Raw genomic sequence first — 19,636 nt, forward strand, 5'->3', positions numbered from 1 at the left:
TTTCTTTGTGAAAAAATATTAAAGAAAAGTTTGGTTAACAGCGGGTATCTCTATTGGTTTCACATCTTGATCTGAGATACTATTGTGTAATGCATCGAGCTCTTGGATGCGCCTTAATGGAAGAGCGCTAAACTTCGAATTAAACAATTTCCGTAAAGACTCGGCTTCTTTCTCTTGAAAATGTGGATTATTTACAGGCTTGAGTTCTGGCATATTAAAATAAGAGCTGATATTGTTTATTAACCAGTTTATTTCCGTGGAACGTAAATATAAAGGTAGTCCTTCAGATAAACTCTTACCTTTACTTCTTATATAAAGACAAAAATCCATAATGTAAAAATAAAAACAACTGCGTAAATCATCATCTAAAGTATCAATAAAAGTCTTTAGATAAAGAATTTCTATGTCTCCATAGATCTCCTTGGATGTAAATTCATTACAGCGTAGAAGTGCCTCGTTCCAACTGCGTATTACATCAAATCCATGTGAGACATCTCCGGAGAAAATATAAAAAGGCCAAAATAACTCTTCGCCATCTAGAGTATACATATATGCAAAACGTATGTCCCCTTTTTCTAATTCCGATTCTTCATTATTTGCATTAAACCCGGATTCTCTTATGACGTCTTGAACAAATTCACTCGGATTGCTAAGATGATGAAAATCTGCCAATTCATTTAATTTGTAATTTTGTTTTGTCATTTGCGAGAAATTCATGCCGTGATTGACAAATTCTGCAGCTAGTCCAGCGACAAATTTTGGAAAATATATCCATGCACCAAATTCATCACCATCTTCATGCAAATAAGGTATTTTAAGTAACATTGTTTTAGTAGCTTTCCAAATTTCGCATTCACGTTTAAACAATGCAGAATTTTCATCATACCAGTCAGGATGTTTTGAGCGTTCAAGTGCTGTCTCTATCTCATCAATGCGCGGCAAAGTAGAATGATGTAATGTAACAACTGCAGCACATTCCTTGTATTCTCTTCTCTTTTTAACTGACGATAGAGTATGATATTGGCCATTTGAATCCACATATCCCTGAACATCAAAAAGAAAAATATTTCTTGCTAAGTATTTGTCAAATCCTGCATCCCAAGCCTTTTTACAATTAGGCATTTCTCTGTTGGCCATGGTTCTTTTTCTCGCTAGACCTGCGTCTCTTGTATAATAACCTAATTCATACCTATCATCAAGGGGTGGCCCATATTCTATTCTGTCAGGACCAAAACGTTCACTAAATCTAACAGTTTCATTTGAGTTATATTCTTTATCCAGTCTTGCCTGTTCTGAAATACCCAGCCCTCTAACCTGAATCACATAGAAAGTTTCTCCATCAAGAACAACACCTTTTTTTATTGGAAAGAATATGGCTCGGAGACTAGACCTAAAAGAAAAAGCTATTCTTGCTTTTTTCTTTAGGTCTGGATTTTGTTCTATAGTTTGCTCGGGGACCGAAAATACACTAAATAAATCTATAGCTTCTTTTTCACTAATACCCAATTGTTCTAAGAACTCATGTCCTACTTCAAGCTTGAGAGATGGCGTGGGCAGTACCCATTGTGGAATCAGGTAATTAGCTCCCATAGATTTCAAATATGCCCTAGCTTCTTCTATTGTCCTAAAACTCATTGCCTCAAGAATAGCTTTTTTATTCTTTTTAGCTTGTATTGAATCTATAATTTGTTTTCCTCTTCCATTGGTGACAGGTATTCGCAGTGAACAATCTGAAATAGGACCAGAACAAACTTCTTGGTTAAATATGAATAAACACAAGAATACCGTGCTTATTAGAGATAGTGCCATCTTAAAATTGCATGTTTTTCTAAACATTTTCATAATCCAGGCAAAAAATAACCCTTTTATGGGGCTAATCTGGTTCTTTTAACTGCTATACTTTACATATATAAGTATGCCATAGAAATAGGGGATTTTCAAGGAAATTTATGCTTTGTGGAAGTTGTTGTAACTTTAAGAAAAAGAAGGGGTTAAGTTGAACTAAAACCAAACTACATAACCTTATGAGTTTACTGGTATTAAAAACCAGCGTATCTATATAATGCGATCTACTTTTTGATCTTTTATTCTAAGCGAGTTGTTATGCGTTTATTTGTACATCTTGTATAACATCACTCGCTGTATTGATTTGTCATAAATCTCTATTATTTTTTTGTATTTCTTAATTTTAAAAGCTCATAAATCATGTTTTTAGTATTTATTTCGCTCTTTGTTTTACCTCTTGGAAAAAGCAGAGAAACATCAGTTGCTACTTTCTTACAAACACTTTCAAGTGATGGAAAAAGTTGTATGGGTGTAATGTTCATTAACCCTAGTTCTCTCATCACTTGAGGTCGCTCTGTGCAAGAGATTCTGTATTTATATAGAAATTTTTGACTAAATTTTTTCTCATTTACTTCGATATGGCTTTCTATATTTTCTAAATTTGTATACAAAAACACGCCCTGCTGGAGGAGTTGCTTGGGGTTTCCGATAGATGAAGGCTGAAGTGCAGAGACATGAGTATTTTTGTCTCGATAATCATATGATTGCTTAAATGTTTTTACCCAATTAGCCAGATCAAAACAATAAATGCAAACATAATCATTTTGAGGTGAATAGTGATTTATTTCATCGAAAGCAAAAAAGGCAGCAATAAAAGGTGAGTATGTCCAATCGAGTAGCGGCGTAGGAAAACCATTGTGTCGAAGATATGCAACAAATTGTGCAAGTTCAAGATTATTATTTAAATTACGCGCCCTGCCTTCCCATGTTGCTACTGTTTCGTGAGCATAGGGTATAATATGATCGAAATAAAATTCGATATCTTCGGGAGTTTTAAACTGTTCTGTTCTATGTAGAGTCGTTTTCAAGTTCCATATACTGTTGGATTGACCACGATAAATATATTTTTTATCAATTAGAATCTGTTTTTCTACCTGATCTTTGAATTGTTTCCAACTTATATCAATAAAATTCATTTTCAACTCCCTTGTTATAACAATTGATAGGCGAACTCCCAGTTTGTATTTATTGTTTCTTCCATTTATAATTATAACAAATATATAGTGTTATGTAAATTTGTTATTATGAAACCTTTCTGGTCCAACAATGCTCAGATACTTTGATTTTTATAGAGATTGCTTTGTCGCTTTGCTCCTCGCAATGACTCTTGTGCTTAATCTTTGCAATCCACGCCTTGGGAAGCCAGATTTCTCTATCATCAAACTTGATCAGAATAGCTTTTTGGTTTTCTTTGATGAGAATGGCGTCTATCCATAAGTATGTCTTGGAGTTTAAGAGGTCTATCGTTATGATCTTTGGGAGAGACATTGGGTTACAAAAGGCCTTTCTTTCTTAAAAATTCTCTATCTGCTTCGCTCATACCTTGGAATCGCTTGAAAGGTATTTTATCTTTATTATTTTCATAACTCTTATATATGGAGTGGACATTATGTCCACTCCCAGGCTTTATTTTGTCCACTCTGAGGCGCTTTTTGTCCACTCTCTCTGGGGCCAGGACGCTGTCTAATATAAGGTATTGGGTGGGGGCTTGGCCTTTACCGCTTACAAAGTCTATGACGCCTTTCTCCTGTAGGGCGAGCCTGGATCTTTGGAGCATTTTGCGGTTTATGCCTAGGTCATCTGCAATGGTCTTGTCTTTCCATGTGAATATGTTGCCAAATCTGGAATAGAGGCCCCGGAGGTAGATTAGTAGGAGCATAGGGGTTTTGTTGATTTTGCGCTTGCGGCAGGTTGTGAAGAAAACGTAGTGAAGGTATTGGTAGTGCATGAGTTCCTTATTTAGCTTCTCGACTCGGCCTTCGGCCTCGCTCGAAGAATATTAGAGATTGCTTCGGCGCTTCGCGCCTCGCAATGACACTGGTTGAAAACGTAACAGAACGTAACAAAAATTGTCTAAAATTCAAGATTCTCAAGAAAATAAAAAAACCCTATTCACCGTCTCTCGACGATAAATAGGGTTTTAGTCGTAATCCTAATTATACTACAAAGTTATGGCGGGGACGACGGGGCTCGAACCCGCGACCTCAAGATCGACAATCTTGCGTTCTATCCAAACTGAACTACGTCCCCTGATTTTCAAATGGCTTGCCATCCGAAGTATGCTACGAAGATTCGCCCTGTGTGAACGTAGGATGGTGGGCGGTACAGGGCTCGAACCTGTGAAACCTCTTCGGTGTAAGCGAAGCGCTCTACCAACTGAGCTAACCGCCCTTTAAAGCGCTTTAATAATATACAACATCACCCAATATTTTGCAAGCACTAAAAAATTATAGCTTTCCGGCGGCCATTAGGATGAAGACCATTACAAAGAGGGCAACGGTTTCGATTATGCCTAGCACTATGAGGTAGTTACCGAATCCCTTGCCAGTTTCTGCCATTGCATCAGCTGCTGCTGCGCCTGCCTTGCCCTGCATCCATGCTGACATCCCCATTGCAATACCGCTAAGTATGCCTGCGCCAGACATGAATTGTCCCTTATTCGCAAGCTCTACAAAGGCATTCATTACGATCATGCCGTAGATGGTCTGGGAGAGCGGCGCGCCTACGAATACCGTGAGAATAAACGGCGCGTTCTTATTCTGCGCAAAGCATTTCTTCCATGAGCCTACTGCTGCCATGCCTGCTGCGCCTGCGCCAAGCGCAGAACCCATTGCAGCGAACGCAAGTGAACCTGCGACGCCAAGGTCTTTAAATTGCAATAATACATTTGCATCCATCAGCCTACCTCCTTTGGGGTCAAATTCAGACTCACAGCTTACCTCGACTTTCAGCCTCGGTAAGCTGTGTCTTCATTTGAAATGGCGTATATTCCACGCCTGACCATTCCATGTTCATGTGGCTTGAAAACTCAAGCATGTTTAATCTCACGCCATGCACTAGAATAGCCATGGCGCCCAATAAAATATTCAATGTATGCCCGAATAAAAGCACAAACGCTGTTAGAAATCCGGCAAATATGTTTCCATAACCTATGCCTGAGGCCATTTGGTTAAACGCGTCTGCCACTGCCACAGTTGCCGCGCCCACCGCAAACAGGCGTATATATGAAACAATATCTGTGAAACTATTAATTACATTGAGAAGAAGGCCTCCTATGCCAGAGCCGACTGTCTTAAATAAACTCTTACTAGGGTTCGTGCATAAAATAATGAGGCTAGCGCCTATTATTAAAAGCCACTTTGCGCTCTCAGCAAATGCCTCGCCTAAAATCAATGTCTTTGCTATAAAATATGCTGCCCACAGCATGCATATCCATCCTGCTTCAGAAAACGCCTTTATTGACGGCATTTTTCGGATAAATTTCCACAGATGCGCAATACTCAGGTGAATAGCGCCTATAAGAAAACAGAGTGCCTGGATAGTTTCCTCTTGCCTTAAAAGCGGGAGGAGCGGATGAACTCTCTCTGGCAACCATGCCTGGCCAAAGAATGTACCTGTTAATAATCCCCACGTAATAGCGCAGAGACTTAAAAGATATGTAAGAAAAAATATAGACCTGTCCTTCACCTTGTTTCTAAATTTCACATGGCAGAATAGATTCAGAACAAAAAATATTGCGCCGTAACCAGCGTCACCTATAAGCATACCGAAAAATATTGAAAAGAATACCAAAAACCACAGGCTTATATCTACTTCCCTGTAGCCAGGAATAGTGTTTATCATCTTAAAAAGAGGCCTGATCATCTCTATCCATCGAGGATTCCTTATTAGGGTAGGGACATTGTCGCTCTCCAATGGATCCTCGACAATAAGGCCCCAGCTTTCTCTTTCTGCTATTTTTTCAATAGATTTTACCTTGTCCCGAGGAGAGTACCCTATTAGATACGATAATTTCTCAAAGCTCCCAAGACCTGCAGATACCTTGTTAAACTCTATTAGCGAAGAAAGTTTTTTCCCGTATGAAAAAAGTGACTTTTTATATTTTGAAAGAACTGCCAGGCCATTTTCTATCTCGCGCAATTTCTCTTCTTCTCTTTTTAGGCTCGCTAACATCTCTTCAAGGCCTTGTTCAGGTAATTGTATGACCTCAAAAGGCAATTTTATCTCTTCTCTTGAGATGGCTGCACAATAAAAGATGTTACCTTTATTAAAAAGCTCCTTTATTATTATGCCTTCTGGTATATTACGTAACTCTTTCTTTGTGAGCTTACAAAGCCTTACCCATACACCCTTTGCCTCGAGTTTGTAAATAAGTTCTGGGTCAAAATCTCCCCAGTCTTTCCATTTTTCTATAGCCTTCTTTATGTTCTTTATTCCCTCTGTAAGAACTTCTTCTTTATCTACGAAATTCAAGATCTCCTGCATTAGTTTATCTGGATGGCTATGTGTTTTTTGGAATCCAGGTGGATCAGGCAATGCATCTATGGCCTTAAAAAGAGAAAGATATTTTTCTTTGAGAAGGCTTATGTTTTCATTTTCTGGAGGCCTTTGGTGCTCGACATGCACAACGCCTGATCTTGCCAAGGCCTTGAGTGTCGCGTCAATATCCTTTGACTGTACTATTATGCTCAGTTTTTTCATTGAAACTATCATGCTACACCTTCTAAAACCATTTCCTCGATCTTACTCTTTGCTATCTTTGAACGGCCCACTGCATTTGTCTGCTGGTCGCCTAGATATATCCTTATGAGGTGGATGTTTTCTTTGCACTCGGGTATCTTTATTTTTTCAAATAGATTAACGCGCTGCGTGGCTATTCTTAATTCATGCTCCAGGATTCGCATCTGCTGTTTGATTATTTTTTCCTCTTCTAAAAATACTACGAGCGTTCGTATTTTATTAATAGCAATGTCTGTCCACAAGGGCGTCAAAAACAGATCATACTCTGGCTCCTCAAAGTCCACGCGCTCAAAAACCGGGATATCCACGCCAGCAATGTTTGCCGCAACAGTAACTACATTGCCCTCTCTCACCCATTTGGCAATGTGTTCAGTGCTTTCATTCAAGAGGCCTGCCCATTCACTGATTTCAGTCTCAAGGTTATCTATCTCCTGTATCTTTAATTTTAACCTGGCGTGCACCTGTTGTATTTCCAGCTGTAGCTGCTGTTTTTTTAACTGCAAAAAAGGCAGGAAATGCTCGAACTGCCTCAACGCATCTCGCTGCCTCTTTAGTTCGCCTTTTGTAAATCGAACCTTTGGCATGATTATTTTTTCGGCCAGAATTCTTCTATTAGTTCAGTCTTAATGCCTGTCTCAAATGGCTCGAAATTCTCTGCCATGATCTCCCAGCCTAGATCCAGGGCCTTTTCAAGTGGGATGTTCACAGAAAGATTCATCATCCTCTGCTCAAAATTCTTTCCGTATTGCAAAAGTTTTTTGTCCCACTCGCTCATCTGGAAACCCATTGATTGTTTTTCCAAACTCGAGCGATAATCAGCAAACAGCTGGATCATCCTGTCCATCACAGCGCGGTGGTCTTTTCTGGTCTTGCCATTTACCTGTTGCTTGAGACGACTGAGACTACCGAATGGCTCAATAGACTTATTCCTTAAATAGAGTTGGCCCTCTGTTATGTAGCCAGTATTGTCAGGCACTGGGTGAGTAACATCATCGCCTGGCATCGTAGTCACTGCCAGGATCGTAATAGAGCCGGCTGTATCAAAATCCACTGCCTTTTCATAGCGGCTAGCGAGCTGGCTGTATAGATCGCCTGGATAACCTCTATTAGATGGTATCTGTTCCATAGTGATCGAGATCTCTTTTAACGCGTCTGCAAAATTCGTCATATCTGTTAAAAGCACCAGCACGCGCTTTCCTTTAAGCGCAAACTCCTCTGCAACAGCCAGGCTTATGTCAGGGACTAAAAGACATTCAACAGTAGGATCAGATGCTGTGTGTACAAAAAATATCGAGCGTGAAAGCGAGCCGTGTTTATCTAAGGCATCACGGAAAAAGAGATAGTCGTCGTATTTAAGGCCCATGCCTCCTAAGATAATCAGATCTACCTCTGCCTGCATTGCAATGCGCGCAAGTACCTCATTGTATGGCTCACCAGGTACTGAAAAGATAGGAAGTTTTTGGGACTCGACAAGAGAATTAAACACATCTATCATCGGGATGCCAGTGCGGACCATTTTGTTGGGTATGATCCTCTTAGCAGGATTTACAGGCGGGCCTCCTATTTCTATCATATCTTCTTCAAGCCGTGGGCCATTGTCTCTGGGTAGGCCTGCGCCATTAAAAATGCGGCCTAAAAGATTTTTACCAAATGATATCCTCATTGCATGGCCCAGGAATCTTACTTTATCCCCTGTTGAGACACCCTGACTTCCTGCAAAGACCTGAAGATGTATGCGCTCGTTGTCGATCCTTATAACCTGGGCAAGGGACTTACCTGCCCTTGAAGATATCTCTGCAAGGTCCTTGTATCCGATATCCTTTGCCTCGACTGTCACGACATTCCCAGCGATCTGAATTATGCGGTTATATATTTTCTGCATATATTTAGAACTTGTAGGCGTCCTATTTGGGTACACCCTACGATACTCTCAGAATTTGGAATGGGGTTCTATTTAAAGACCTTTGTCTTTATATCCTTTTCCTTCTCAAAAAATACATCTGTTTTCCACTCGATGGAATTCCACTCTATGAACTTCTGTCTTAAGGTTTGAAAGAATTTCCTGGCAGAATCTTTGTCTTTGAGAGAAAATTCTTTCTCAAGGAATTCGTAAATCACGCCAAATATGTATTTTTGTCTCTCTTCTATAGTAGCCGCATCTACTTCATCAAATGCATTCTGCTGCAGATACACTGAATCTATAAACTCTGCCTTTAGATATATGATAAAATCCTCTAAAGACGTGCCTTCCTCACCTACTACCTTCATCATCTGACCTACTTCATTGCCTTTCTTAAGGATCTCCTGCGCGAGTTGTATCTGTTTCTCGTCTATAAAGCTCTTGTATTTGCTCCAGCTCTCAAGGGGGTCTATTGCAGGATATTTTCTCGCGTTAGAGCGATCTCTTGAAAGGCCATGGAATGCGCCTACTACCTTAAGCGTGGCCTGTGTCACAGGCTCTTCAAAGTTTCCACCAGCAGGACTTACTGTGCCGCCTATTGTTACTGAGCCAATGTTACCATCGCGTAGCTTCATCAGTCCTGCCCTTTCATAAAACGAAGCAATCCTTGTCTCAAGGTACGCGGGGAACGCCTCTTCACCAGGGATTTCCTCCAGACGGCCTGACATCTCGCGCATTGCCTGTGCCCAGCGCGATGTAGAATCAGCCAGGAGCAATACATTGAGTCCCATCTGGCGATAATATTCAGCTATTGTAACAGCTGTATATACACTTGATTCTCTTGCAGCAACAGGCATTGAACTGGTGTTACAGATAATAACTGTGCGCTCTATTAAAGGTTTGTTTGTCTTAGGATCTATTAATTCAGGGAATGTCCTGAGAGTCTCAACAACCTCTCCTGCCCTTTCACCGCATGCAGCTATGACTACAATATCTATCTCTGCGTGCTTGCTAATAAGCTGCTGCAATACAGTCTTGCCAGAACCAAAAGGACCTGGCACGCAATATGTGCCGCCCAATGCAACAGGCATCAGTGTATCCATGATCCTGATTTTAGTAACAATAGGTTTTTCAGGTTTTAATTTTTCATTATATGCGGTTATTGGAATTTTTACAGGCCAGATCTGCTGCATTGCAGCATCATGTAGTTTGCCTTGTTCATCTTTTAGCTTTGCAATTACATGCTTTAAATCATAATTACCTTTAGCTACAATACTGTCGAGCACTAATTCACCCTGCAGGCCAAATGGAACCATTATCCAATGCTTAAATATGCCTTCTTTTACAAAACCAAGTTTTCCGCCTGAGCGCAATTTATCACCCTTTTTTGCAAAAGGCGTGAATTCCCATTTTACCTCATCAGGCAATGCCTCTAGATATACTCCGCGTTTTAAGAAAAATCCGCATTTTTCAGCAAGCTGCGGCAATGGATTCTGCAGTCCATCAAATATCTGACCTAAAAGCCCCGGGCCTAATTCAACTGATAGAAGTTCTTCTGTAAACTCAACCTTTTCCCCGGCCTTAAGACCCTTTGTATCCTCGTAGACCTGTAACTCTGCGCGGTTGCCCCTGACGCGTATAACCTCTGCCTTTAGTCGTTCCGCGCCATGCAGAATATAGGCCACCTCATTCTGCACCACATAGTCGCTAAACTCCGCGATAACCATGTTTCCATTTATGCCTACTATCTTCCCTTGTCTTTTATCGCTCATACTTTCACCAAAGTCTCTAAAACCTGCGTGCCGTCTTGAGAATTTATTGTTTGCCAGCGTTCTAAAATCTTTAGTTTCAATGCATATGTAACTAAAAAATCCATGTTAAAATAATGGCATTTTGATAATTCTTCTAATTTTTCCCATCTGAGCTGGTCAAGGAATCGCTCTGCCTCAAGAGGTGAATCCATATTCACAGCCCAATGCGCTGAGGAAATTAAAAGCGGATCGCGATTATCTTCGCCGTGGATATATTTGCTAGGATCCTTTGATCTTTTAGTAGCTCTAAAGACTGCAATTTCATTCCTGAGGGCTATACTAAACCTACCCCATTCTTTCCATTCTTCAGCTCTTTCTATAGTCTCCATGTCACTTGGGCTAAGCTGAGTCTTGCATGACTTTAGAAAATCTTCATAGGATATGGCTGGTTTTTCGCCGAACTCAAGCATTGGAAGGCTGGAAACTAAATAATAATATTTTCTCATTTTAATAATTTCGTAAGTTCTGGATTAAGATACGCGCAAAGAGCCTGCGTAAGTCCTTCGTCTGTAAAATCAAAAAATGATTTTCCCTTGTCAAAACTTATGGAGAAGCCTGCATTGATATTAGGTGATGCCTTAAACTCTATTCCTTCTTTAACCTTTTCTTTTAATTTTGATAGCATCGTCTTCTTAAGCTTTTCAAGGTCTTCTTTCTTTACCAAAACTGCTACGTCAGAACTGGCTCCGCCTTTTTTAATGTAATTTTCTATCAATTCTACTAACAAATTTACAATATCCTCGCTAGACACAGCCTTTGCAGTCTCTGAAGCAACAATTTTACTAAAGATCTTTCTGATCTCATCCTTTAGAGAAAGCATTAGATCTCTGGATGCCTGTTTAAGAGCGACCTCGCCTGTCTTTTTTGTTTTCTCAGCAATATCTTCGGCCTCCTCGATTATAGAGTGCGCCTTGTTCTTTGCGCTAGAGATGATCCTCTCAGCATTCTTTTTTGCCTGCAGCTCTATTACCTTGGCATTTTCCCCTGCCTGCTGCACACCCTCCTGATTGATCTTCTCAAGAAGCTCTTTTAATTTCTCGGACATGATCAACACCTCTTTTGGCACACTAAAGTGTGCCCTACCTAACGACTGCCTGGTTTTGTGATTTCTATGCCCTTTTTGCACAAAGGGCACTCTTCGGGGGGAAATACTGGGAGATCTAATTTTAATAGACTAATTGATTTTACACCAAAATCGATTTTCTTTCCACTTCTATCTATAATACTACCTACGCCTACTATAGTAGCACTGAATGATTTTACAACCTCTAAAACCTCTTTTGTAGAAAGGCCCGTAGTAATAACATCCTCGACCACTAAGACCCTATCTTCAGGCTTTATATCAAATCCTCGCCTTAAAACCATCTTGCCATCTTTACGCTCTGTAAACAAAGAGCGCACGCCAAGTGAGCGAGCCACTTCAGATGATACAACCACTCCTCCCAAGGCAGGCGCTACTACACAGGTAGGTTTATCCTTCTTAAAATTCTCTGCTAATTGGCTACATAATTTCCCTGCATATTCAGGATGTTGTAACACAAGCGCACACTGCAGGTAGTCCCCACTATGCAGCCCACTGGAAAGCCTAAAATGCCCCTTCAAAAGTGCGCGAGTTTCCTCGAAAATCTTAAGAATTTCCTCTTTTTTCATTGAAATAATCATAACACAGCAAAGCTAAAAAAACAATTGAAATAATGCTATTTTTGGTGTATACTTAATATAGATATAAGCAATGGCGTCAATCAAAAAAGGCGCCTTTTTCTGTGCGGATTATGAGAAAGATTAAAAAACAATTCCATGTTAAAATTATTTCATTAGCAATAAGTATTCTCTTCTTATTCACTAGCACAGCATCTACCTGTCCTCTGCCTAGTAATACGCTAAGAGTTCCTATTGGAAATTACGAAAATATAATTAAAAAGATGCAGTCCAAGTCAAAACAAGCAAAGGTGGAAATCTTTAATTTATTATGCGCTAACAACTGGCTTACTGTGGAAGAAATTAATAGAAATACAGGTCTTTCTAAAACAATCGTTCAAGAGAGTTTGGACTTTCTTTTAAGTGCAGGAGTCGTTATAGAAAAAAACGAGCATATCTATAAGATCAATCCAATATTGGAAAATTTAAGCTTAGTAAATAAAACGCAAAGTGTGTTGAAAGATAGCCGAAGACATAACGAAGATAAGCTTAAACAAGATATTAAAAATCTCATACCAATTCAAGAGTTAGTCAAAAGATTAGCACTTCATAAATATCCTGGGGAATACATATATAATACAGAGCTTGCAATTCATGCAGTTAATACTTTAGGAAATCGAAAAGAAAAAGAGGCTATAGGGCCGCTTATTGATCTTTTAGATCAAGCTTTTCGTGGCGAATGGTATTCTCTCGTTATTAGCACTGTAAGGGCCTTGGGCAAAATAGGCGCTAAGGAGGCAAAATATCCATTAGGTAGGCTATTGCAAAATAAACGCCCCGAATACAGAGCAACAGCAAGAGAGGCCCTTTTGCAAATAGACTCTCAGTTTTATTATGACTTACAAAAAAAGACAATATTGTCTGTACTTTCTGCTAAAGAATTAGAGCTTTTAATACAACGTTTGGGAGGAGGAGATTATGATACTCAGGCTTTTGATAGATTACATAGTAAATTAGACAAAGTGTACGCATTTGATACAGTATACGTAGTTGTTAATAAAACAGGTGGGATTAAAGCATGGAAAGAGGCACCAAAAGAAAAGCGCAAAAATCTTGTATCGGAAATTAAAGAAGATTACGATGAGTATGAACATAGCGTTTCCAGAAAGCCTGGCATAAAAATAGCCCTTAGGTCTATTTTTGGAAAAGCAGTTCCTGCAGATATTATAAATAAAAAGAGTAAGGTTCTGCTTCTAGGAATAGGCGAAGGGATAACAGCTAATTTAGCTGTACAACAAGGCATAAAAACTATAGTTGGCCTAGACATCTCAGCTAAAATGCTTAAACTAGCTGAGAACAATCTTGAAAAACTTGAGAAGGATGTAGATATACGTCTAATAGAAGGTGACATGTTTGACATAGGAGAGTTGTTTAAGAATGAAAAATTCCCTATAATCACATTGAGCAATGTGCTCATATTCTATCCATATGATGATAGAAAATATGTATTATCAGAAACGCTAAAATTATTAGAAGAAGGCGGGTATATCGCTATTTGTTATCGAAGCGCGGATGAAGAACATCATGCTAAAAGGAATGAATGCCTAATGCAACCTGAAGATTATGTAGGTCTCCTAAAAGAAGAGTTGGGTTTTGATGATGCTGGTTATTATATTGGGGCTGTGGAGAGAGATGAAGATTCTAGCTCTGATGTTTCTACTGGTCCTAAAGAAGAAACAATATTAAGCCACACTTATATTGTCTGGGGGCGAAAAAAGCTAAAAGGTAAGTTAAAATCAAGAATCGGTTCTCAGCTAATAGGTAATATAAAAAATCTTAAGCGCCACTTATAAAAAGCATCAACCGCTACCCTTCTCATAACCTGTAACAATATCCTGCAATGCCTTAGACGGGTCTTTCACTTTTGTGACTGGTCGGCCGATTACAATATAATCTGCGCCAGACTTAATAGCTTCTTGTGGCGTGGCAGTTCTTTTCTGGTCTTGTTTTGCGCTTCCTTCTGGTCTTATTCCTGGTGTGACGATTAGAAAATCTTTTCCTAATTCTTTTCTGATCTTGGCTGTTTCTTGAGGAGATGCTACGACGCCGTCAAGGCCAGACTGTTTTGCTGATTTAGCGAGATTTAACACTTGAGCTTCTGTGGCGTTAGCTATGCTTGTAAGAACAGTCACGCCTAAAATTCTTGGTCTATCTACTCCTAACTTCTCACTTTCCTCTTCTGCGCCTTCAATAGCTGCCTTCATCATATCGCTGCCGCCTGAGGCATGGACATTAAACATGAATACGCCTAGCCGCGTAACAACTCTTGCAGAATTTTTGACTGTATTGGGAATATCGTGAAACTTTAGGTCTAGGAAGATTTCTTTATCATATTTTTTGATAATATCTATTACCTTTGGCCCGCAGGAATAAAATAACTCCATGCCTACCTTGAAGATACTTACGTGAGGACTAAGGATAGTTAGAAGTCGCTCTGTTTCTTTGATTGTACTCACATCCAACGCTATTATTATTTTTTCTTTGTCCATGCCTCGATTCCTTTTATTATTTTTTCACACACACTTGGGTCTACAAAATTTGCTGTGCCGATCTGAACTGCTTTTGCGCCTGCCAGGAGAAATTCTATCGCGTCTTCTGAAGTCATTATACCACCCATACCTATGACTGGCTTATTAATATTCTTCGCAACCTCCCAAACCATCCTTAGGGCAATTGGCTTTATAGCTGGCCCACTTAAACCACCTGTAATATTGCCAAGCTTTGGCTTTTCTGTCTCAATATCTATTGCCATTGCAAGAAATGTATTCACGAGACTCACTGCATCTGTACCACCCTTACATGCAGCCTTAGCAATCTCCACAATATCAGTAACATTCGGCGAGAGCTTTGTAATCAAAGTCTTATCTGTGACCTTCCTAACGCTTTTAACAACATCATAAGTCGATTCCGGACACTGCGCAACCAACCCTTGTCCCTTGCCTGCCCCGTACGAAATCTTTGATTCTCGTATGGGGTCCCTTGCCTGCCCCGTACGAAATCTTTGATTCTCGCATGGGGTCCCTTGTCCCTTAACATTTGGGCACGATATGTTAAGCTCAATACCATCCACAGCTTCTTCCTTATCAAGTCTCTTTGCTAGCTTTACAAAATCTCCTGATATGCTCACAATAATCGGAACGCCTATCTTTGCTAGATACGGCAATTTCTCGTCGATAAAATTCTCAACGCCCTCGTTCTGTAGGCCTATAGCATTAAGCATACCTGATGCAGTCTCACAAACCCTTGGCATAGGATTGCCATCTCTTGGCTTAAGCGTGATCGTCTTTGTAACAATCGCGCCAAGCTTCTTCAAATCCACCAGCTCTTCAAATTCCTTTGCATACCCAAAGGTACCTGACGCCACCATCACCGGATTCTTTAATTTAAGTTTTCCTATTTTTATTTCCATATCAAATCTTTTGCATCAAACACAGGGCCATCCTTACACACTAACTCACACCCTTGTCCCTTGTCCCTTGTCCCTTGTCCCTTTACTTTAACGGCGCAACCCAAACACACCCCAACCCCGCACGCCATTGTCTCCTCCAATGAAACTTCACACATTAGTTCTTTCTTTCTGCATATAGCAGTAATACTTTTAAGCATTGGCTTAGGTCCGCAAGCATACACCCTTGTCTCTTGTCCCATGTCCCTTGTCCCTAATAACTCTGGCACAAATCCCTTGTGGCCGCAGCTTCCATCATCAGTAGCGATATGGACCTCTGCGCTCAGATCTTTAAAATCCTTTTCGCACAATATTAAATTTTTAGTCCTAGCGCCAATTAATACAGTAGTTTTTATTTTTTTCTTTGCCAATTCTTCAGCGAGAAAAACAAGCGGTGCCACTCCTATGCCCCCGCAGACTAAAATAGCTGATAGCTGAGAGCTGACAGCTGAAGGCAATCCAAAACCATTGCCCAAAGGTCCTAAAACATCAATATGTTCTCCTGGTTTTCTCTCAGATAAAACCTCTGTGCCCTTACCTATTACTTCATATAAAATCTCTAGATCTTTAGCCCGGTGAATGCTAAAAGGTCTTCTGAGTAATGGATCCAGCCCATCACTGCACCGTATCTGCACAAATTGGCCTGGCTTTGCAGTCTTTGCAATATAAGGCGCATCAAGCGTCATCTTGTAATAGCTGTCACTTATCTTCTTATTCGATAAAATTTTAGCCTTTATGTCTTTCATGTCAAAATAAATCCATTTGTTTCTCGGAATTATCCTCTTTCTTCAATATTTCTATCTTACCATATTCTCCGTCAAAACCTGGTAAGATATTTACGTTGCCGTTTCTTACATTTATGATAGCCTTTGCTATTTTTTTCGGGAGCTTAGTTAAGAGTTCATCTTTTCTTACTTCTGTAAGTACTTCAAATTCCGTACCCACTCTCGGGACTATTGCGCTATATTCTTTTTCAACAGCCTTTGAGCCATCACCCACGCCCAGCACATCTGAAATGATCTCAGAAAGTGGTATCATCCTCTTATATGGAACGCTTCCTTTAGGCACAAACCCTTCTGGCCTGTCTGCAAGCGTGTCTACTCTATTCATCACGCCTACTGTCAGTGACTTCCCGCACACAGGACAAGTATTCTTGTTCTTTTTCGTTTCAGAAGGGCTAAATCTTACTTTGCAATTCCTATGGCCATCGTAATGATACTTGCCCTCTTCAGGAAAAAACTCCACTGTGTGCAAAAACTTCTTATTATCCTTTACCTTTAATGCGTCTGTTACAGATTTGTAGGACATCTCTACATCAAAGACATTTGCCTCTCTTCCGATCTTCCGAGGACTGTGTGAATCAGAATTTGAAATAAGATTAAATCTATCGAGCTTACTCCATCTCCAGTTCATCCCAGGATCCGACGATAAACCAGTCTCGAGCGCATAGATATCCTTGGTGTATTCCTCAAAACATTCCTCTATTGAATCAAATCCAGACTTTGAGCCGAATAAACTAAACCATGGCGTCCATATATGGCCAGGCACAAGAAACACGTCTTTACTGACTCCGAAAACAACCTCTGCCAGTTCTTTTGCGTCTATGCCTATAATAGGCCTGCCATCACTGGACAGATTCCCATAGCCAGAGAGTACATCATTTATTTTATCAACTACTTTAAAACTCGGCGCAAAAATAAGATTATGGATCTTACGAACCTTGTCATTTTTAGAATATATGCTCGATATCTCTGCGGTGAGTATAAAATTTACGCCATTATACTCAAAAAACCCATTGCCTGAATCCTTCAGGTGCTTTTTTAATTCCTCAAGCCAGAGATGGTGCGTAAAATCTCCCGTGCCCAGAAGAGATATGCCTTTGTACTTTGCCGTCTCAGAAAGTGTCTTTACCTCCATTTGCGGGCTTGTTGCGCGGCTATATTTAGAATGTATGTGAAAATCAGCTACGAATTTCATACTACCTTTCCCTTGCAAATCGTGTATTCAACTATGCCTTTTAATTTTCTTCCTAAAAATGCGGAATTCTTTGACCTAGACAGAAAATGCTTTTTCTTGACCACCCATTCCTTTTCCGGAGAAACTATAATCACATCTGCTATAGCGCCAACACTCAATGTACCTTTGTCTATACGCAGAATCTTTGAAGGATTACTAGACATCTTCCTAACTAAATCGCTCCAGCTAAGTATCCCCGGAGAAATCAGCTCTTTTATCGCCACTGCAAGCTCTGTCTCTAAACCTATGCTCCCTAACGCTGCATATTCGAACTCAATATCTTTTTCATTCTCTGTATGAGGCGCGTGATCAGAAGCAATCGCATCTATAGCGCCATCCTTCAGTCCTTGTTTTATCGCGCTAACATCTTCTTTGGCCCTTAAAGGAGGATTGATCTTCATATTCGTATTGTAATCTATCAGATCATCTTCGCTCAGACTAAAATAATGAGGCGCAGTCTCTGCGCTCACCTTTATACCTTTTTTCTTTGCCTTTCTTATGATCTCTACTGACTCTTTGCAGCTTACATGCGCAATGTGGACTGCTGCACCTGATTTTTCTGCCAGTTTAATATCCCGCTCTACCCTTTTATGCTCTGATTCGCCAGAGATTCCTCTCATGCCAAGCCTTGTAGCAATAAAACCGCGATTGATCATGCCTCTACCAGAAAGAGACTTATCCTCAGAGTGGCATACCACAAGCATTTTTTCTTTTTTCGAATCCTTAAGCGCCTTTAACATCAATTCACCATCGTCGACAGATAAACCATCATCTGAAATAGCAACTGCACCTGCTTTTTTTAAAGCGGCAATATCGCATAGCTTCTTGCCATTTCGACCCATTGTAATAGCGCCAGCAATAAGTACATTAACATTTGCGGTTTTATTTATTATATTCTTTAAGAGTTCTACATTCTCTGTACTATCTATTGCAGGCGTGGTATTAGGCATTGCAAGAACAGTTGTCACGCCTCCTTTAGCCGCGGCCTTTGTGCCGCTGGCAACAGTCTCTTTGTCCTCTCGGCCAGGTTCTCTTAAATGAACATGCATGTCTACGATTCCTGGCATAACTATCTTGCCCTTTGCGTCAATCGTTTTTTCTGCGTCTACCTTTATAGTATCTGCCACCCTGGATATCTTATCCCCGATTATAAGGACATCCATTACCTTTTCTATTTTATTAACTGGGTCTATCACTAGACCGCCCTTAATTAGTATTTTCATTGCTTTTCTTCTCTCTTGCCTGTGAAAGCCAATATAGTACAGCCATTCTCACTGCTATACCATTAGTGACCTGCTCCAGAATTACAGAATTAAGACCATCTGCTACGTCGCTTGATATCTCGATACCTCTATTTATCGGGCCAGGGTGCATTACAATAATGTCCTTCTTGGCCTTTTTCAATCTCTCTTCTGTTATGCCAAATTTTTTAAAATATTCTATTTGCTTTGGAAATACGCCCTCTTCATCGCGCTCAAACTGCATCCTCAATACATTTACAGCGTCGGCATTCGAAAGCGCCTCGTCTATATTATCAGTGATGCCAACACCCATCTTTTCTATGCCAGGTGGTATCAATATCTTAGGCGCGCACACTGTGACCTTTGCGCCCAGCTTAGTAAGACCCCATATGTTTGAACGCGCTACGCGCGAATGCGCGATGTCCCCGACTATGCTGACTTTTAAACCTTCTATGCGGCCTGATTTCTTTTTCAGGGTAAATATATCCAAAAGACCCTGTGTAGGATGTTCATGCCAGCCATCTCCTGCATTAACAACGCTTATATTCACATGTTTCGCGAGCATGGCTGCCGCGCCTGAGCAATTATGCCTCACCACAATAATATCTGCCTTTAATGCCTCTATATTTTTGCCAGTATCGTTTAGTGTCTCGCCTTTTTTCACGCTCGATGTCTCAGTGGCAATATTTATTACATCAGCTGAGAGCCTTTTGGCAGCGATCTCAAAGGATACCCTTGTCCTTGTAGAAGGTTCGTAGAATAGATTGACTACAGTCTTGCCTCGAAGCGCAGGGACCTTCTTAATAGGCCTATCCAGTATCTCTCTAAAAGAATCCGCAGTATCTAAAAGCAATTCTACATCTTCTTTTGAAAGATATTCCAGGCCCAGAAGATCTTTGTGAGCCCAGTTTGGTTTTTTCTTAGTCTGCCTGGTCATTTT

18 protein-coding genes and 2 tRNA genes are annotated in these 19,636 nt (G+C 40.3%); 1 reads left to right on the plus strand and 19 read right to left on the minus strand.

The genetic code is table 11. From position 1 onward, the window contains the following. Positions 1-18: 18 nt before the first annotated feature. The 13 genes from P9L93_00130 to pyrE all read right to left on the minus strand — a co-directional run bounded on the left by P9L93_00130 (position 19) and on the right by pyrE (position 11,946). Complete coding sequence (locus P9L93_00130) at positions 19-1,842, minus strand: hypothetical protein (protein ID MDP8229499.1); 1,824 nt, start codon at positions 1,840-1,842, stop codon at positions 19-21. A 323-nt stretch (positions 1,843-2,165) separates the two neighbouring features. Further along, positions 2,166-2,981 (minus strand): FRG domain-containing protein, encoded by an 816-nt coding sequence (locus tag P9L93_00135; GenBank protein MDP8229500.1) that lies wholly within the window; start codon positions 2,979-2,981, stop codon positions 2,166-2,168. Between the two features lie 356 nt (positions 2,982-3,337). Then, entirely contained in the window at positions 3,338-3,793 is a 456-nt protein-coding gene (locus P9L93_00140; protein ID MDP8229501.1) for a hypothetical protein, read from the minus strand. Between the two features lie 224 nt (positions 3,794-4,017). After that, positions 4,018-4,095: transfer RNA gene (locus P9L93_00145), tRNA-Asp, on the minus strand. A 63-nt stretch (positions 4,096-4,158) separates the two neighbouring features. Beyond that, positions 4,159-4,236 (minus strand) — tRNA-Val (locus tag P9L93_00150). Between the two features lie 56 nt (positions 4,237-4,292). After that, positions 4,293-4,742, minus strand: a complete 450-nt coding sequence (locus P9L93_00155) for a V-type ATP synthase subunit K (protein MDP8229502.1) — start codon at positions 4,740-4,742, stop codon at positions 4,293-4,295. A 31-nt stretch (positions 4,743-4,773) separates the two neighbouring features. Further along, complete coding sequence (locus tag P9L93_00160; protein MDP8229503.1) at positions 4,774-6,558, minus strand: hypothetical protein; 1,785 nt, start codon at positions 6,556-6,558, stop codon at positions 4,774-4,776. Beyond that, on the minus strand, positions 6,555-7,169 hold the full coding sequence (locus tag P9L93_00165) for a V-type ATP synthase subunit D (protein MDP8229504.1): 615 nt from the start codon (positions 7,167-7,169) through the stop codon (positions 6,555-6,557). Before P9L93_00165 ends, P9L93_00160 begins: the two co-directional genes overlap by 4 nt. Positions 7,170-7,171: 2 nt before the next feature. After that, positions 7,172-8,467, minus strand: coding sequence for a V-type ATP synthase subunit B (locus tag P9L93_00170; GenBank protein MDP8229505.1), 1,296 nt, complete (start codon positions 8,465-8,467; stop codon positions 7,172-7,174). 68 nt (positions 8,468-8,535) lie between these two features. Then, complete coding sequence (locus tag P9L93_00175) at positions 8,536-10,257, minus strand: V-type ATP synthase subunit A (protein ID MDP8229506.1); 1,722 nt, start codon at positions 10,255-10,257, stop codon at positions 8,536-8,538. Continuing rightward, the gene (locus P9L93_00180; protein ID MDP8229507.1) at positions 10,254-10,742 is read right to left on the minus strand and encodes a DUF2764 family protein; all 489 of its coding nucleotides are present in this window, start codon (positions 10,740-10,742) and stop codon (positions 10,254-10,256) included. The genes P9L93_00175 and P9L93_00180 overlap by 4 nt, the downstream gene beginning before the upstream one ends. Next, entirely contained in the window at positions 10,739-11,341 is a 603-nt protein-coding gene (locus P9L93_00185; protein MDP8229508.1) for a hypothetical protein, read from the minus strand. Before P9L93_00185 ends, P9L93_00180 begins: the two co-directional genes overlap by 4 nt. A 38-nt stretch (positions 11,342-11,379) precedes the next feature. After that, the gene (gene pyrE, locus P9L93_00190) at positions 11,380-11,946 is read right to left on the minus strand and encodes an orotate phosphoribosyltransferase (protein MDP8229509.1); all 567 of its coding nucleotides are present in this window, start codon (positions 11,944-11,946) and stop codon (positions 11,380-11,382) included. A gap of 122 nt (positions 11,947-12,068) precedes the next feature. On the opposite strand from pyrE, the gene P9L93_00195 reads away from it, so the two are divergent. Continuing rightward, positions 12,069-13,787, plus strand: coding sequence for a methyltransferase domain-containing protein (locus tag P9L93_00195; protein MDP8229510.1), 1,719 nt, complete (start codon positions 12,069-12,071; stop codon positions 13,785-13,787). A 6-nt stretch (positions 13,788-13,793) separates the two neighbouring features. Here P9L93_00195 and pyrF read toward each other — a convergent pair whose 3' ends face one another. From pyrF to P9L93_00225, 6 genes are read right to left on the minus strand one after another with little or no spacing between them, the layout of a single operon-like run. Further along, a complete protein-coding gene (gene pyrF / locus P9L93_00200) occupies positions 13,794-14,483 on the minus strand; it encodes an orotidine-5'-phosphate decarboxylase (GenBank protein ID MDP8229511.1) in 690 nt (229 codons plus the stop codon). Then, the gene (locus P9L93_00205) at positions 14,465-15,403 is read right to left on the minus strand and encodes a dihydroorotate dehydrogenase (protein ID MDP8229512.1); all 939 of its coding nucleotides are present in this window, start codon (positions 15,401-15,403) and stop codon (positions 14,465-14,467) included. The genes pyrF and P9L93_00205 overlap by 19 nt, the downstream gene beginning before the upstream one ends. Next, complete coding sequence (locus tag P9L93_00210) at positions 15,394-16,185, minus strand: dihydroorotate dehydrogenase electron transfer subunit (GenBank protein MDP8229513.1); 792 nt, start codon at positions 16,183-16,185, stop codon at positions 15,394-15,396. The genes P9L93_00205 and P9L93_00210 overlap by 10 nt, the downstream gene beginning before the upstream one ends. 1 nt (position 16,186) lies before the next feature. Further along, positions 16,187-17,416 carry an endonuclease Q family protein gene (locus P9L93_00215; GenBank protein MDP8229514.1) on the minus strand — a complete coding sequence of 410 codons (1,230 nt, stop codon included), beginning with the start codon at positions 17,414-17,416 and terminating at the stop codon, positions 16,187-16,189. After that, complete coding sequence (locus P9L93_00220; GenBank protein MDP8229515.1) at positions 17,413-18,678, minus strand: dihydroorotase; 1,266 nt, start codon at positions 18,676-18,678, stop codon at positions 17,413-17,415. The genes P9L93_00215 and P9L93_00220 overlap by 4 nt, the downstream gene beginning before the upstream one ends. After that, on the minus strand, positions 18,662-19,633 hold the full coding sequence (locus P9L93_00225) for an aspartate carbamoyltransferase catalytic subunit (GenBank protein MDP8229516.1): 972 nt from the start codon (positions 19,631-19,633) through the stop codon (positions 18,662-18,664). The genes P9L93_00220 and P9L93_00225 overlap by 17 nt, the downstream gene beginning before the upstream one ends. Between the last annotated feature and the right edge of the window lie 3 nt (positions 19,634-19,636).

This window comes from Candidatus Gorgyraea atricola (assembly GCA_030765235.1).
In the GTDB taxonomy this organism is placed as follows: domain Bacteria; phylum Omnitrophota; class Gorgyraeia; order Gorgyraeales; family Gorgyraeaceae; genus Gorgyraea; species Gorgyraea atricola.

Bases quoted from the DNA above. Each gene is read 5' to 3' on its own strand.
- P9L93_00210 (MDP8229513.1), bottom strand. From the start codon at position 16,185: ATGAAAGACATAAAGGCTAAAATTTTATCGAATAAGAAGATAAGTGAC.
- P9L93_00220 (MDP8229515.1), bottom strand. From the start codon at position 18,678: ATGAAAATACTAATTAAGGGCGGTCTAGTGATAGACCCAGTTAATAAA.
- P9L93_00135 (MDP8229500.1), bottom strand. From the start codon at position 2,981: ATGAATTTTATTGATATAAGTTGGAAACAATTCAAAGATCAGGTAGAA.
- P9L93_00225 (MDP8229516.1), bottom strand. From the start codon at position 19,633: ATGACCAGGCAGACTAAGAAAAAACCAAACTGGGCTCACAAAGATCTT.
- P9L93_00175 (MDP8229506.1), bottom strand. From the start codon at position 10,257: ATGAGCGATAAAAGACAAGGGAAGATAGTAGGCATAAATGGAAACATG.
- P9L93_00215 (MDP8229514.1), bottom strand. From the start codon at position 17,416: ATGAAATTCGTAGCTGATTTTCACATACATTCTAAATATAGCCGCGCA.
- P9L93_00155 (MDP8229502.1), bottom strand. From the start codon at position 4,742: ATGGATGCAAATGTATTATTGCAATTTAAAGACCTTGGCGTCGCAGGT.
- pyrF (MDP8229511.1), bottom strand. From the start codon at position 14,483: ATGGACAAAGAAAAAATAATAATAGCGTTGGATGTGAGTACAATCAAA.
- P9L93_00160 (MDP8229503.1), bottom strand. From the start codon at position 6,558: ATGATAGTTTCAATGAAAAAACTGAGCATAATAGTACAGTCAAAGGAT.
- P9L93_00205 (MDP8229512.1), bottom strand. From the start codon at position 15,403: ATGGAAATAAAAATAGGAAAACTTAAATTAAAGAATCCGGTGATGGTG.
- P9L93_00130 (MDP8229499.1), bottom strand. From the start codon at position 1,842: ATGAAAATGTTTAGAAAAACATGCAATTTTAAGATGGCACTATCTCTA.
- P9L93_00180 (MDP8229507.1), bottom strand. From the start codon at position 10,742: ATGAGAAAATATTATTATTTAGTTTCCAGCCTTCCAATGCTTGAGTTC.
- P9L93_00195 (MDP8229510.1), top strand. From the start codon at position 12,069: ATGAGAAAGATTAAAAAACAATTCCATGTTAAAATTATTTCATTAGCA.
- pyrE (MDP8229509.1), bottom strand. From the start codon at position 11,946: ATGAAAAAAGAGGAAATTCTTAAGATTTTCGAGGAAACTCGCGCACTT.
- P9L93_00170 (MDP8229505.1), bottom strand. From the start codon at position 8,467: ATGCAGAAAATATATAACCGCATAATTCAGATCGCTGGGAATGTCGTG.
- P9L93_00185 (MDP8229508.1), bottom strand. From the start codon at position 11,341: ATGTCCGAGAAATTAAAAGAGCTTCTTGAGAAGATCAATCAGGAGGGT.
- P9L93_00165 (MDP8229504.1), bottom strand. From the start codon at position 7,169: ATGCCAAAGGTTCGATTTACAAAAGGCGAACTAAAGAGGCAGCGAGAT.
- P9L93_00140 (MDP8229501.1), bottom strand. From the start codon at position 3,793: ATGCACTACCAATACCTTCACTACGTTTTCTTCACAACCTGCCGCAAG.